General features: G+C 48.7%; 12 protein-coding genes and 1 pseudogene. 12 read left to right on the forward strand and 1 reads right to left on the reverse strand.

The genetic code is table 11. The features are described 5' to 3' along the window. The first annotated feature begins 5 nt into the window (after window positions 1-5). The 3 genes from EXG77_RS05625 (at window position 6) to EXG77_RS05635 (ending at window position 2,689) form a co-directional block, all read left to right on the forward strand. Window positions 6-695, forward strand: coding sequence for a metal-dependent hydrolase (locus EXG77_RS05625; RefSeq protein WP_023468776.1), 690 nt, complete (start codon window positions 6-8; stop codon window positions 693-695). A gap of 183 nt (window positions 696-878) precedes the next feature. Further along, the gene (locus EXG77_RS05630) at window positions 879-1,781 is read left to right on the forward strand and encodes a hypothetical protein (RefSeq protein WP_023468774.1); all 903 of its coding nucleotides are present in this window, start codon (window positions 879-881) and stop codon (window positions 1,779-1,781) included. Continuing rightward, window positions 1,778-2,689 (forward strand): aromatic acid exporter family protein, encoded by a 912-nt coding sequence (locus tag EXG77_RS05635; RefSeq protein ID WP_035396740.1) that lies wholly within the window; start codon window positions 1,778-1,780, stop codon window positions 2,687-2,689. The genes EXG77_RS05630 and EXG77_RS05635 overlap by 4 nt, the downstream gene beginning before the upstream one ends. 63 nt (window positions 2,690-2,752) lie before the next feature. On the opposite strand, the gene EXG77_RS05640 is transcribed toward EXG77_RS05635, so the two are convergent. Further along, window positions 2,753-4,444 (reverse strand): NFACT family protein, encoded by a 1,692-nt coding sequence (locus tag EXG77_RS05640; RefSeq protein ID WP_035396742.1) that lies wholly within the window; start codon window positions 4,442-4,444, stop codon window positions 2,753-2,755. Window positions 4,445-4,612: 168 nt separating this feature from the next. On the opposite strand from EXG77_RS05640, the gene gmk reads away from it, so the two are divergent. The 9 genes and pseudogenes from gmk (at window position 4,613) to pknB (ending at window position 14,413) form a co-directional block, all read left to right on the forward strand. Then, window positions 4,613-5,230, forward strand: coding sequence for a guanylate kinase (gene gmk, locus EXG77_RS05645; protein ID WP_174316772.1), 618 nt, complete (start codon window positions 4,613-4,615; stop codon window positions 5,228-5,230). A gap of 1 nt (window position 5,231) precedes the next feature. Next, window positions 5,232-5,435 carry a DNA-directed RNA polymerase subunit omega gene (gene rpoZ, locus EXG77_RS05650; protein ID WP_023468770.1) on the forward strand — a complete coding sequence of 68 codons (204 nt, stop codon included), beginning with the start codon at window positions 5,232-5,234 and terminating at the stop codon, window positions 5,433-5,435. 56 nt (window positions 5,436-5,491) lie between these two features. Continuing rightward, window positions 5,492-6,682 (forward strand): bifunctional phosphopantothenoylcysteine decarboxylase/phosphopantothenate--cysteine ligase CoaBC, encoded by a 1,191-nt coding sequence (gene coaBC / locus EXG77_RS05655; RefSeq protein WP_023468769.1) that lies wholly within the window; start codon window positions 5,492-5,494, stop codon window positions 6,680-6,682. After that, a complete protein-coding gene (gene priA / locus EXG77_RS05660) occupies window positions 6,679-9,003 on the forward strand; it encodes a primosomal protein N' (RefSeq protein ID WP_035396744.1) in 2,325 nt (774 codons plus the stop codon). The genes coaBC and priA overlap by 4 nt, the downstream gene beginning before the upstream one ends. 9 nt (window positions 9,004-9,012) lie before the next feature. Then, window positions 9,013-9,402: pseudogene (def, locus tag EXG77_RS16520) on the forward strand (peptide deformylase); the annotation flags it as partial. Window positions 9,403-9,474: 72 nt separating this feature from the next. Then, window positions 9,475-10,395: a methionyl-tRNA formyltransferase gene (gene fmt / locus EXG77_RS05665; protein ID WP_035396898.1), complete on the forward strand. Its 921-nt coding sequence runs from the start codon at window positions 9,475-9,477 to the stop codon at window positions 10,393-10,395. Further along, window positions 10,392-11,723: a 16S rRNA (cytosine(967)-C(5))-methyltransferase RsmB gene (gene rsmB, locus EXG77_RS05670; protein WP_035396747.1), complete on the forward strand. Its 1,332-nt coding sequence runs from the start codon at window positions 10,392-10,394 to the stop codon at window positions 11,721-11,723. The genes fmt and rsmB overlap by 4 nt, the downstream gene beginning before the upstream one ends. A gap of 18 nt (window positions 11,724-11,741) precedes the next feature. Then, a complete protein-coding gene (locus EXG77_RS05675) occupies window positions 11,742-12,476 on the forward strand; it encodes a Stp1/IreP family PP2C-type Ser/Thr phosphatase (RefSeq protein ID WP_035396748.1) in 735 nt (244 codons plus the stop codon). A gap of 2 nt (window positions 12,477-12,478) precedes the next feature. After that, a complete protein-coding gene (pknB, locus tag EXG77_RS05680; RefSeq protein WP_035396750.1) occupies window positions 12,479-14,413 on the forward strand; it encodes a Stk1 family PASTA domain-containing Ser/Thr kinase in 1,935 nt (644 codons plus the stop codon). Window positions 14,414-14,436: the final 23 nt, after the last annotated feature.

The raw sequence follows: 14,436 nt of genomic DNA on the forward strand, positions 1-14,436 counted from the left end.
CACTCATGAAATTGACTTATCACGGACAATCGACAGTAACAATCGAGACGAACGGGCATCATCTCGTCATCGATCCATTCTTTAGCGGTAACGAAAAAGCGACGACGAATCCCGATGACGTCAAAGCGGATTTCATCCTTTTGACGCATGCGCATGCCGATCATATGCTTGATGCAGAGCGAATCGCGAAAGCGACGGGAGCTACAATCATTGCTACTCATGAACTGGCGACGTATCTGAGTTTCAAAGGGCTCAACGTTCACCCGATGAACCTCGGCGGACAGTTTGAGTTTCCGTTTGGTAAAGTGAAGATGACACAGGCATTCCATTCATCAAGTATCATCGATGAGGAAAAACAGACGATTACGTACATGGGGATGCCGGCTGGATTCTTGCTGACGATCGAAGGAAAGGAAATCTATCATGCAGGTGATACGGCACTGTTCGGGGATTTAGCTCTTTATGGTGCCCATCACGAAATCGATTTAGCTTTCTTACCGATTGGTGATAACTTCACGATGGGTCCGGACGACGCGTTGATTGCTGCAGATATGTTGCAAGCGAAAGCCGTCGTACCGATCCACTACGATACATTTGATTTAATCAAACAAGATGCGAACGCCTTCTGTGAAAAGATTGAAGCACAAGGTCAAACGGGCCATCCACTCGCGATTGGCGAGTCACTCGAATTATAATCCGTTCTTAAGTAAAGGAGAGGAAACGTCATGGTTCCTCTCCTTTTTGTTGCCGTTTTTCTGACCTCCTTCCTTCTTCCGCCCGATGGCGAAACGGTGAACTTCTTCTATGATAAAAAAGGGGCTGTTGACAGCCGATTCGGATATTCGGAATAATGGAAGACATGAGATGGAGGGGCTGACATGGAAGAACATAATAGTAGGAGTGTGCGAAAACGAAAACAATCGTCGTTCACACGCTTAAAAAATAAACAAAAACAAAAGATGGATGCACGATTGAACCGGATTGGAGAAAAAGGACCAGTGAAACGGCCAATCTACTTATACGGCGGTGTCATTCTCGGACTTGTCGTCATCTATTCGATCACATTGCTCGTCTCAACGGAATTGTTATCGCGCGGCGAGTCATTTAAGACGACGAATCGCTATAAATCTCTCGCCATCGAGGCGCCGCACGCAACGGTACAATTCGTTCGAAGCACAGACGGAAACGTCCAAATCAAACTCGTCGATAGTGCGTCGAGTGGGAAGCGACTGAAAATCAGTACATCGACGAATACGGTGACGGTGACAGGACGAGATGGTTGGCTGTCTCGACTTGGCAATCGTCCGAGCGAGAAAACAGCAGACTATACGATTCAAGTAGGATTACCAAGTTATATGAACCGTGTTGATGTCGATGCCGGTACACTGAAAGGGATGGGCATCTACGCAAAAACGATCGAGATGGATGGAGAAGCGATGAGTCTCGATAAAGTAAAAGGTGATGAGATTACACTGAATGCAACACGTGCGATTTCCGTCAAGGAAATGGACGCCGTACATGCGCAGGTGACAGGCGAGAGTGTCTCGCTGGCAGACTATATGGCGAAGTTGAGTCTTGACGTCACGACGATTGACGGCGCGACGAAATTGAAGCCAGATAAATCAGCCGGTACGATTACGATCGACACGGGAGGCGATATTAAAGCCTCTGATCGATATACGAAACAAAAGAATAAGGATGAGACGATTTATGAACTGTCGAAACAAGAAAAACCGGAAGTGACAGTCAATAGTGAAGTCGGGCAGGTGACGCTCGAGTGAAATTAAAGTTTCGGATTGGACTTCGAACGATTAAGACTGGCATCGCGGTAGCTCTTGCACTCAGCATCTCTTGGTATGTATTTGATATTTATTCAGGAATGGGGGCTGTCGCAGCCATCGTTGCGATGCAACCGACAATCCATCGTTCATTTAAAATCGTCTTCAATCGAATTTTCGGAACGGTACTCGGACTAATGTGTGGACTCGCCATCGTTGCGACACTTGGTGCCAATCCGCTGACGATCGGACTCGCCGTCGTCGTCTCACTCGTCCTCAATTCGATGATTGGACGAACGGATATGTCGACGTTCGCTGCCTTTGCGATCGTCTTGATGTTCGAGAGCCCGACCGCCGACTATGTCCACTATGCCTTATCACGATCGTTGCTGACTGTCGTCGGTGTGTTATCTGCCGTTCTCGTCAACTACATCGTCTTCCCACCACATTATGAAGACCGCTTGCTATTACTCGTCAAAAAAACGACGCAACAGTTGATGGAAGATTGGCGAACCCTTGTGCAAGATGATGGACGCTTGCTTGCCGTCCGTAAACAAATCCTCAAACATGAGGAAATGATGCTGATGCTTCAAGAGGATCAAAAATATCCATTGATGGCAAGCGGTCAAAGTGAAGCGTTCATTCGACTGAAGGAGCTTGTCGATCTTGAAGACAAGTTGCTCGTCTTGCTTGAAAGCATTGCTAGTCACCGGGATATCCCGATGACAGAAGAACAGGAAAAGACGCTCGGTCAGGAAATTGATTTCTTACTCAGCCATCATTACGATGTCATCTTCTCCCACGAACGAAAACAGGCGATGTTCTCATTCGATCAAGAATTAAGCGAAGCGAAGGATATCATCCATGGGCATTTGCTTGATTACCGGGAACAGTTAGAAAAAATGAAGTGAAGATGAAAAAGCGCTGTTTCTCCTAAGTAACATTTAGGAAAAACAGCGCTTTTTTGTGTAGCGTCATTGACGTAAGGATTGGACGACATCTGGATCAGGTGTGACGTAAAGAGTTGTTTGATCCGTGTAGATGACGAATCCGGGCTTTGCACCACTCGGTTTTTTGACATAACGTAGTTCCGTGAAGTCGACCGGGACTTGGCTCGACTCACGTGCTTTCGAGAAATAAGCCGCGACGATCGCTGCTTCCTTCAACGTCGTCTCGTCCGGTGCATCACTTTGAATGATGACGTGCGATCCCGGGATATCCTTCGTGTGTAACCACGTATCGGACCTGCGTCCGAACTTGAACGTCGCGTAATCATTTTGTTTATTGTTCTTTCCTACGAAGAATGGAAGACCAGTCGAAGAACGGTATGCTTCGAGTTGTGGGAGCTGCGGTTTCTTTTTCTTCTTTTGTCGTTCGCGCAGATAACCTTCTTCGACGAGTTCCTCGCGCATTTCCCGGATGTCTTCTGGGGATGCGACATCGAGTTGCGCAAGTAAGCCTTCGAAGTACGCAATCTCAGCTTGGTTCTTCTCGAGCTGACGCGCGACTTCGACTTTGGCGGTTTTTAATTTGTTGTACCGTTTGTAGTAGCGCTGCGCGTTCTCATTCGGTGAAAAGCGAGGATCGAGCGAAATCGTTATCTCAGCGCCGTCTGGGTCATAGTAATCGACGACTGTCGCTTCCTTCATCCCGCGTTCGAGCTGATACAGATAGGTCGTCAGTAATTCCCCTTTATGTTTCCACTCATCCATCCGTAACGTCGCTTCTAAATCTTTTTCGAGTTTCGAGCGTTTTAGAATATTTTTATCATATTCACTTTTGATGAACCGTTCGAGATCGGCTGCTTGTTGTTTGACACGATCGCGGTTCGCCTTTTGATGGAAGAAGGCGTCGAGGACTTGACCACTCGTCTCGAACGTCTTCTCATCGATGATGGATCCTTCCGTCAAGCGGATAGGGGCGAAACGTTCCTTCCCGCCATCCATCCGTTGCAACACATAAGGACCATCGAGTTCCTTCAGGACTTCTTGAAAGGCAGACGCGAGAGTCGTCCGGTTGGCTAGACCTGCTCGCGAGACAATCTCTTTTGCGATTTGCGGGGACAGACCACTGAAGAGACCAAGTAACTGACGATCGAGCTTCCCAGCGTTCCAGTCAATCCGGTGAAGCGCCTTTTCGATATCTCCTGTGAGCGGATCAACTTTATCCTGTGCCGGCGGAAGCTGGTATGTCATCCCTGGCATGATCGTCCGGAAGGTATTTTGACTGAGTGGTAAGTGTTTGATCGCATCGAGGATTTTATCTTGTCCATCGGTCAAAATGATGTTCGAGTGACGTCCCATCAATTCGATATAGATTTTTTTCGCTTCCTCATCGCCAAGTTCGTTCCGGGAGCGGACGCGCAAGACGATGATCCGGTCGCGTTCGAGTTGTTCGATTGACTCGATGAACCCGCCTTCGACATGTTTACGGAGCATCATACAGAAGAGTGGGGGTTCACTCGGGTTGCTGACCGCTTCCGACGTAATGTGCATTCGTGCATACATGGCATTCGCAGAGGCGAGCAATAATACGTTTTTTCGCTCGGCCCGGACCTGGAATACTAAATCCAATGTATACGGTTGGTATACCTTATTGATCCGTCCTCCGACGAGCGGTTGGAGTTCTTCGACGACGCGTGTCGTCATCAATCCGTCAAAAGCCATACGATTACCTTCTTTCTTGATTTCGTTCTCACTTTCTAAAGGTAACAGAAATGGCATCGTTATGGTATGATAAAGCAGTCGAGCTAAAAAAGATGACTTGCGAACTTCCCGTCTCTACTGCTAATATGAAACAATGTGAAGTTTGTGAGATGGAGGGGTTTTGAAGTGATTTTCAAAGAGCGTGGCTTATTACTCGTATTATCAGGTCCAAGTGGTGTCGGAAAGGGAACGGTCTGTCGTGCCTTGCGCGAAGATCAGGATAACGATCTGCATTACTCGGTATCCTGTACGACGCGCCAACCGCGTGAAGGAGAAGTAGATGGTGTCCACTATTTCTTTAAATCGCGTGAAGAATTCGAAGAGATGATTGCGAACAATCAACTCTTGGAATATGCTGAATTCGTAGGGAATTATTATGGAACGCCTGTCGAATGGGTAAACCAGATCCTAGATGAAGGAAAAGACGTCATTCTCGAAATCGAAGTTCAAGGGGCCATGCAGGTCAAAGAACATTTTCCGGAAGCTGTCTTCTTATTCCTTGCACCTCCAAGCCTCCAAGAATTGCGGAACCGCCTCGTAGGGCGTGGAACGGAATCGGAGGAAGTCATCAAGCAACGTCTTCTCGTCGCTAAGGAAGAGATCGAGATGATGGATGCGTATGACTATGTCGTGACGAACGACGAAATTCATAAAGCCTGTGATCGAATTCAAGCGATCGTCACAGCGGAACATTGCAGTCGGGAACGTGTCGCGTCCCTATATAAAAAAGCCATGGAGGTTAAGTGATATGTTATATCCATCAGTTGATAAGCTTCAAAAGAAAGTGCCATCGAAATATACGATCGTTACAGTTGCCGCTAAGCGTGCGCGTCAAATCCAAGACGGGAAACGCGTGAGAGTCACGAACCCAAAATCGCATAAACCGGTCGGGAAAGCTTTAGAAGAGCTTTATTTCGAAGAAGTATCCGTCACGAACCAACCGCAAGACTAATTTTGAAGCAGCCACTTGTCATCGTGGCTGTTTTTTTCAATAAGGAGGACACCTACATGTTAACCAACCGAAACATTCTACTGTGTGTCGGCGGTGGAATCGCTTCCTATAAATCAGCAGCACTCGCTTCAAAACTCGTCCAAGCAGGCGCACACGTTCAAGTCGCGATGACGCGTAATGCGCAACAATTCGTCGGTAAGACGACGTTTGAAGCACTGACGCGAAAAGCGGTCTATGATGACGTCTTCATCGAGCATGATCCGTCAAAAATCGCCCATATCGATTTAGCGGACGAAGCGGACTTGATCGTCGTCGCACCAGCGACCGCGAACTTGATTGCAAAACTCGCGCACGGGATCGCAGATGACTTCATTACGACGACGATCCTTGCAGCAACGTGTCCCGTCATCGTCGCACCGGCGATGAATGTCAACATGCTCGAACATCCGGCGACTGTCCGCAATATCGAACAACTCAAGCAGGATGGTGTCCAGGTGATTGCACCGGGAGTCGGAAATCTCGCATGTGGTTGGGTCGGAAAAGGTCGTTTACCGGAACCAGAAGATTTGGTCGCAACACTCTCAACGTTCTTTGAAGAAAAATATCTAGCTGGGCGAAAAGTTTTGATCAGTGCAGGTCCGACCGTTGAACGGATTGACCCGGTTCGTTATTTGACGAATGATTCTTCAGGGAAAACTGGAATTGCGCTAGCAGAGGCGGCACGAGACGCAGGAGCAGATGTCACGCTCGTCCATGGTCCCCTTCGGATCGGATTACCGACCGGGATGGCGACGATTGCTGTTGAATCAGGGGAAGAGATGCTTGAAGCCATGTTACGTGACTATGAGACGCAAGACATCGTCATCATGTCCGCTGCCGTAGCTGACTATCGACCGTCTGTCCAGTACGATCAGAAGCAGAAGAAAATTCACGGACCATTGCGGATTGAACTCGAGGAGACGACGGATATTCTGAAGACGCTCGGTGAGCAGAAACAACATCAGGTATTAGTTGGATTTGCAGCGGAGACGACGGACGTCGAGACGTTCGCGAAACAGAAACTCGTCCGAAAGAAGGCGGATTTCATTGTCGCGAATGATGTCTCTCGTTCTGACATCGGATTTGTCAGCGACGAAAATGAGGTCGTTGTCTTCGGGAAGAATGATTCCGTCACGCGATACGATCAACAATTGAAATCGACGCTCGCTAAAGCGCTCATGCGCCAATTTGCGGAGGCATTGGCATGATAGCTGAAGTCATCGTCGATGTCGCAGCGGCCACTGTCAATCGTCCATTTGATTATGCCGTGCCGGAACTTTGGCAGGAGCTGATCGTTCCCGGGATGCGCGTCGAGGTTCCGTTCGGTCCACGTGCGTTGCTTGGGATCGTCGTCGGGACGAAAGCCACATCTGATCTGACGAACGTCAAATCGATCGTTCGTGTCTTAGATGAGACGCCGACCTATACGCAGGAATTACTCGAGCTGTCGGCTTATCTATCAGAAACGACATTGTGTTTTCAGGCGACGGCACTGCTTGCGATGCTGCCGGCTGCCTTGAAGGTGAGTTATGATAAACTGGTCATAGTCGAGTCGGGCCCACTTCGGGCATATCATGGTAAGAAAATGAGTCAATTACCAACGGAAGTCCAACAAATCATCTTAACAGCGGCGAAACAAGCTGACGTGACGCTTCAACCGGTCATTCGTGAGAAAAAGACGTCTAAGACGGATAAACGGATTCGTCTCCTCGAGGAACAGGCAACTTTTACGAAACAAGCGAGCCAACAAGTGGCACTTTACTCGTATATCCAAGAATTTCCGAATGCGCTTTGGAGTGAAATAAAGCAGGCGACAGGCGCAACGAGCGCAACATTGAACGCCCTCGAGAAAAAGGGCATCATTGAAGTCGAGACGATTGATGTACGGCGAAATCCTTACGAGCATCTCGTCCAAGACATCTTTGTGCCGTCTTCTTTGACGGAAAAGCAACAGGAAGCCGTCTCGGCGATAACAGCTGAAGCGGAGACCGGAACGTTTTTGTTACATGGCGTAACAGGAAGCGGTAAGACAGAAGTCTATCTTGAATCGATTCATGCACAACTCGAACGCGGTAGACAAGCGATCTTGCTCGTCCCTGAAATCAGTCTGACACCGATGATGGTCAAACGGTTCAAACGTCGTTTCGGAGAACGGGTCGCTGTCTTGCATAGCGGTCTATCGCTCGGAGAAAAGTATGATGAGTGGCGCAAAATCGCACAAGGTGAGGTTGATGTCGTCGTCGGTGCACGATCCGCCGTGTTTGCGCCGCTGACGAATATCGGAATCATCATTCTCGATGAAGAACATGAAACAACCTATAAACAAGAAGAGAATCCGCGCTATCATACGCGTGATGTTGCAAAATGGCGAGCGGCCTATCATCGTTGTCCCGTCGTGCTCGGAAGTGCAACTCCATTACTTGAGACGTATGCGCGGGCACAAAAAGGGGTCTATCGTTACTTACCGCTTCGCGAACGATTCGGTGGGGAACTGCCTCCGGTCGACATCGTTGATATGCGTAAAGAACTTGAACGGGGCAATCGTACTCCGTTCAGCCTCGCGCTAGTCGAAGGCATCAAAGAACGAATCGAGCGTGGGGAACAGACGGTATTACTTTTGAACCGTCGTGGGTACACGACATTCGTCTTATGTCGGGATTGCGGGGAGACGCTTCAATGTCCGCATTGTGCCGTCAATTTAACGTATCATCAACATGAAGATCGCTTGAAGTGCCACTATTGTGGATTCGAGGCGGCGATGCCGAAAACTTGTCCGTCCTGTGAATCGACGAAGATTCGTCAGTTCGGAACGGGGACGCAAAAGATTGAGGAAGAGTTGGCGCATTTGATTCCGGAAGCACGGATTATTCGGATGGATCAAGATACGACGTCTCGTAAAGGCGCACACGAGAAGTTACTCGATGCCTTCGAGCGTAAGGAAGGGAACATTCTTCTCGGAACACAGATGATTGCAAAAGGTCTCGACTTTCCAAATGTCACGCTCGTAGGGGTGCTCGCTGCTGATGCGACGCTCGGTATTCCGGATTTTCGGGCAAGTGAGCGAACGTTCCAGTTGATCACGCAAGTGTCGGGTCGTGCCGGGCGGGGGCAACTCGCCGGACAGTCGATCATCCAGACCTATAATCCTGAGCACTACGTCATTCAGACGGCGAAACAGCATGATTACGAAACGTTCTATAAGCGGGAGATGCAGTTGCGCAAACTCGGGGGACACCCTCCATTCTGGTTCCTTGGCTTGATCACGGTCTCGGCGACACATCCACTCGAAGCACAAGCAGAAGCGCAACAGATTGCTTCCGAGCTGCGGGCTTTCGAATCGGAGGATTTAGTCGTCAATGGACCGTTCGATGCGCCACTTGCTCGACTGAAGAATATGTACCGACAACAGGTCTTAATTAAACATAAAGGGCAGGAAGATGTCCGGACACATCTCCGTGATATCTTAGCCCGTCGTCAAAAATCAAAAACACAAGTCGCGATCGACTTGAATCCATTTGTATTCATGTGAGGTGTCTGTATGTATAAAGTAGTAGAAGTACCCAACGATGTATTACGACAGGTGTGTGAACCTGTCACGAAGTTCGATAAAAAACTTGGTAAGATGATCGACCGGATGTTCGATACGATGTATGAATATGATGGTGTCGGCTTAGCGGCACCGCAAATCAATCAACCGATCCGTGTTGCGGTCGTCCATACGGATGATGAGACCGGACCGATCGAGCTGATCAATCCGGAAATCATCGAAGCCGACGGTTCACAGATCGATGACGAAGGATGCCTCAGCATGCCCGGCATCTTTGGTCCTGTCGAACGGTTCGACCGCATCGTCGTCAAGTCGCAGGATCGACTCGGACGAACGGTCAAAATCAAAGCAAACGGCTTTTTTGCACGTGCCATCCAGCATGAGATGGATCATTTAGACGGTGTCCTGTTCACGGATAAACTCGTCGAGCAAGAAAAACCGCGCGTCGTCTTCATGGGGACGCCTGAGTTTGCGGCAGGAACACTGCGTGAAGTGATCGATGCCGGATATGACGTCGTCGGTGTCGTCTCACAACCCGATAAGCCGGTCGGACGAAAACGGGAAGTCAAACCGACACCAGTGAAACTCGTCGCGATGGAGCACGATATTCCTGTGTTGCAACCGAAACGGATTCGCGAGGATTATCAAGATGTTCTCGATTTAAAACCAGATCTCATCATCACGGCAGCTTACGGTCAGATCGTACCGACGGTGATTTTGGAAGCACCACGTTTTGGGGCGATCAATGTCCATGCGTCACTCTTACCGAAATATCGTGGCGGTGCACCGATTCATCAAGCAATCATCGATGGTGAAAAAGAGACAGGCGTGACGATCATGTACATGGTCGATCGATTGGATGCCGGTGATATGTTGTCAAAAATCATCGTTCCGATTGAAGAGAACGATACAGTTGGAACGATGTTTGAAAAATTAGCGGACGCAGGAGCGCGTCTGTTGCTTGAGACGTTACCGCGTTTGTTCGCAGGTGAATTGACACCGGAAGCACAAGTCGAGGCAGAAGCGACGTTTGCACCGAATATCTCACGTGAACGGGAACGGCTTGATTTTACGTTACCGGGTGAGACACTCTATGATCAAATCCGAGGAATGAATCCTTTCCCAAGTACGTACACGATGCTTGGTGATGATCGATTGAAAGTCTTTTTCGCGACGAAAGTCAAAGGAACGGGACGACCAGGTGAAATCATTGCTTTAGAAGCGGATGGTCCCGTCATCGCGACAGGTTCGGAAACAGCGTTGAAGCTGATCGACTTACAGCCGTCCGGAAAAAAACGGATGGATGGTGCCACGTTCATGCGCGGGATCGGTCAATCGCTTGAACTCGGACAACAAGTAGGTGAGAACGCATGAACGTACGTGACGCAGCAGTAGCGACACTAATGAAAATTGGTCAAGGTGGTGCCTTCTCGACAATCACAGTTCACCAGATGCTTGAAAAGCGTGCTATCTCAGCAACGGATGTCGGCTTGTTCACAGAACTCGTCTACGGGACGCTCAGTCGTGAATTGACACTGGATTATATTTTGGAGCCGTATCTAGCGAAACAGAAAAAACTTGATCCGTTCATGCGTCCATTATTACGGATGAGTGTGTATCAATTGTTTTATCTTGATCGTGTACCGGATCATGCCGTCATCCATGAAGCTGTCGAGATTGCTAAAAAACGTGGGAAAGTCCACGTCTCGAAAGTCGTCAACGGAGTGCTCCGGAATGTATTACGGGCGGGAATGCCCCATTTCGCTGAGATTGAGCCTGTTGCAAAACGAATCAGCGTCGAAACGAGTCATCCGCAGTGGCTCGTCGAACGCTGGATTGAACTGTTTGGTCCGGAAGAAACGCTTCAAATCTGTCAATTGAATAACACACCTGCACCGGTCACGGTTCGCATCAATCGGACGAAGACGACGCGAGAGGAAGCGATCGAGCTTCTACTCGACCAAGGTGTGACGGCAAAACCATCTACGGTCGCGCCAGATGGTCTCGAAATCGAACGAGGAAGCGTTCAAAAAACGGATCTGATTGACCGTGGGTATCTTTCTCTGCAGGATGAGAGCTCAATGCTCGTCGCCCGTGCACTCGGTGCAGAAACATCTGATCATGTACTTGACAGCTGTGCCGCACCTGGTGGGAAAGCGATGCATATTGCTGAAGGTTTGACGACGGGAACACTACAGGCACTTGATCTTCATCCACATAAGATTAAATTGATTGAACAGCAAGCGACACGATTAGGTCTTACGACTGTTCAAGCAGAAGCGTTAGATGCTCGTAAAGCAGGAGACCGCTTTGAAGTAGAATCGTTTGATCGGATTCTTGTCGACGCACCTTGTTCAGGACTCGGTGTCATTCGAAGAAAACCAGATATCAAATGGACGAAACGCCCGGAACAACTCGAGCAACTCCCGAAAATTCAACGAGATATTCTGACATCTGTCTTACCACTCGTTAAAAAGGGTGGAACCTTTGTCTATTCGACTTGTACGATTGATCCGACCGAGAACGAGGAGCAGACAGCGTTCATTCTCGATCAAGGGTTCGATTTTGACACATCCTTTGCGGCACGCATGCCAGAATCCGTGCGACATCTGATTGGGGATCGAGCAGAACTCAAGTTGTTACCGACGACAGTCGGAACGGATGGCTTCTATATTGCCGCGTTTAAAAAACGAGAAGATTGACACGAACGGAGGACTGTCATGGAGTTAGCTCACCTTTCGACTACTGGGAAAGTCAGGACTAAAAATGAGGATACGGTATTACTCGTCGGGAACGCTGAACGTGGTCTTGCCGTCGTTGCGGACGGTATGGGAGGTCATGCTGCTGGCGATATCGCAAGTGCAATTGTTCGCGAGGTATTTGAAGCATCCTTTTCACTCATGCCAAATCGTCCGATGGAATTGTCTGAATGGATAGAACAACGTGTAGCCGAGGCAAATGCCCGGATTCTTCAGTTTTCAAAAGAAGAGCAACTTGCCATCGTCGGAACGACCATTGCCTGCGTATGCTGGGTCGAGGAGTTGCTCGTCATCGGTCATGTTGGGGATAGCAGAGTCTATGCCCTTGAAGGTACGGCGTTAAAACAATTGACGGATGATCATTCTTACGTCAACATGTTACGACAAATGGGGGAACTTTCGGATGAGGAAGTCGAAAATCATCCACGTAAGAATGTCATCACACGGTCGGTCGGCTCGAACGAAACAGTCGAAGTCGACATTCAAGTCAGAGATGCTCCAGACTATGACCTCGTCCTCGTCTGTAGTGACGGGTTGACCGATGAAGTGCCAGATGATGTCATCGAACAGATCATCTTACAGGATGAGCCGCTTGATGAGATCGTTGGACGATTGGTGAAAGAAGCGAATGCTCGAGGAGGCGCGGATAACATTACGATTGCCGCCATCCGGTTCAAAGAAAGAAAGAGGGTCTGAATATGCGATACGGAGATCGATTAAATGACCGCTACCGCATAGAACGGCTAGTTGGAAGTGGCGGGATGGCGAATGTCTATCAAGCCTATGATGAGATTTTAAAGCGTCATGTTGCCATTAAGATTTTACGGACTGAATTTTCGCATGACGAACAGTTCATTCGTCGATTCGAACGTGAAGCGCATGCTGCTACCAGCTTGAATCATCCAAACATCGTTGCCGTCTATGATGTAGGCGAAGAAGATGCCATCTATTACATCGTCATGGAGTATATCGATGGTATGACATTAAAAACATTTTGTGAAAATCAAGCATTACCTGTGCCGCAGGCCGTCGATATCATCGCTCAAATTTGTGATGCGATTGATCACGCCCATGCACACCGGATCATCCATCGCGATATCAAACCGCAAAACATGTTGATTCGAGAAGATGGTACCGTCAAAGTAACGGATTTCGGAATCGCTGTGGCGATGTCGAATGCGACGCTGACGCATACGATGTCCGTTCTTGGGTCCGTCCATTACTTTTCACCGGAACAAGCAAAAGGTAAATTTGCGGATGAGAAGTCGGATATCTATTCGCTTGGTGCTGTCTTATACGAACTCGTCACAGGACAAGTCCCGTTCGAAGGTGATTCACCGGTTGCGATCGCTTTAAAGCATCTGCAAGATACACCGCGTCGCCCATCCGTCTTGAATCCGAAAGTGCCGCAAGCACTCGAGAACTGTATCATGCAGGCGCTTGCAAAAGCACCGCATGACCGTCAACAGTCCGTCGCAGCGTTTAAGGCAGATATGGTGACGGCGTTGTCTGACGAACGGGCAAATGAAAGCATCCGTGGCGCAGAAGAGGATGAGATGGAAAAGACAATGGTTTTATCACCTGTCCAAGTGCCAGAAGAATCAAAAGCGGAACTAGAATCACCCGCCGTCGCAACTGTTCAACCGAAAACACCGGAAAAGAAAAAGAAAAAACGCTGGTGGATCATCCTCTTGTTACTCCTTTTACTGGGTGGGGCGGCTACGACGTTCGCGATGTGGCCGGATCCAACGGTCACCGTACCATCTGTCGTCAAGACGGATGGAGACGATGCGGAAACGAAGCTTGAGAAACTTGGATTTGTCGTCGAGACAACGGAACGGAGTAGCGATACGGTCGAAGAAGGCGATGTCATCAGTCAAACGCCTCGTGAAAAAGCACAGGTCAAGAAGGGCTCGACAGTCAATTTGGTCGTTTCTACTGGTAGTGCTCCGGTTGAGGTACCGGATGTGACGGATGAAGCTGAAAAAGAAGCAATTGCAACGCTAAAAGAAGCAGGATTCGCAAAAGTCGAAGTCGAGCGAGAGAAGTCGGATGAGATCGATCGAGGAAATGTGATTCGACAGTCAATTTCTGCTGGAACGGAGGTCATTGCGAAAGAACAAACGATTACGATTACTGTATCTGAGGGGACGTCTTCTTTCGAGTTGAAGGATTTGACGAATTTATCGAGTGATGAAGCAAAAGCTTATCTCGATAAAGTAGGATTAGACGGAACATTCGAACAAGAATTTTCTAGCGATGTCAAACTCGATCAAGTCATCCGTCAGTTCCCGCAAGCTGGCGCACAAGTCGAGCCGAACGACTCCGTGACGGTCTTCATCTCTAAAGGTGAGGAAGAAAAAACAGTGACGGCGACGTTCCCTGAAAAGGTCGTCTATGATGCTGTTAGTGAAGATGAAGAAGAGGCTCCGCCGAAACAAGTCATCCGAATCGAGACGGAAGACGCGAAAGGGAAGCGGACCGTCATCGAGGAATCAATTGATCAAGATGAGACATTCGACGTGCCATTAACGATTGATCCGGGTGAAGAAGGCAAAATTACGATCTATAAAGACGATACGGTGTATCGTTCAAAAACCATCACGTACAATCAAGCAAAAGACGCACAATGAATGTGATAAAAAAGGAGTGCATA

This window comes from Exiguobacterium sp. OS-77, from assembly GCF_000414195.2.
GTDB classification, from domain to species: domain Bacteria; phylum Bacillota; class Bacilli; order Exiguobacteriales; family Exiguobacteriaceae; genus Exiguobacterium_A; species Exiguobacterium_A indicum.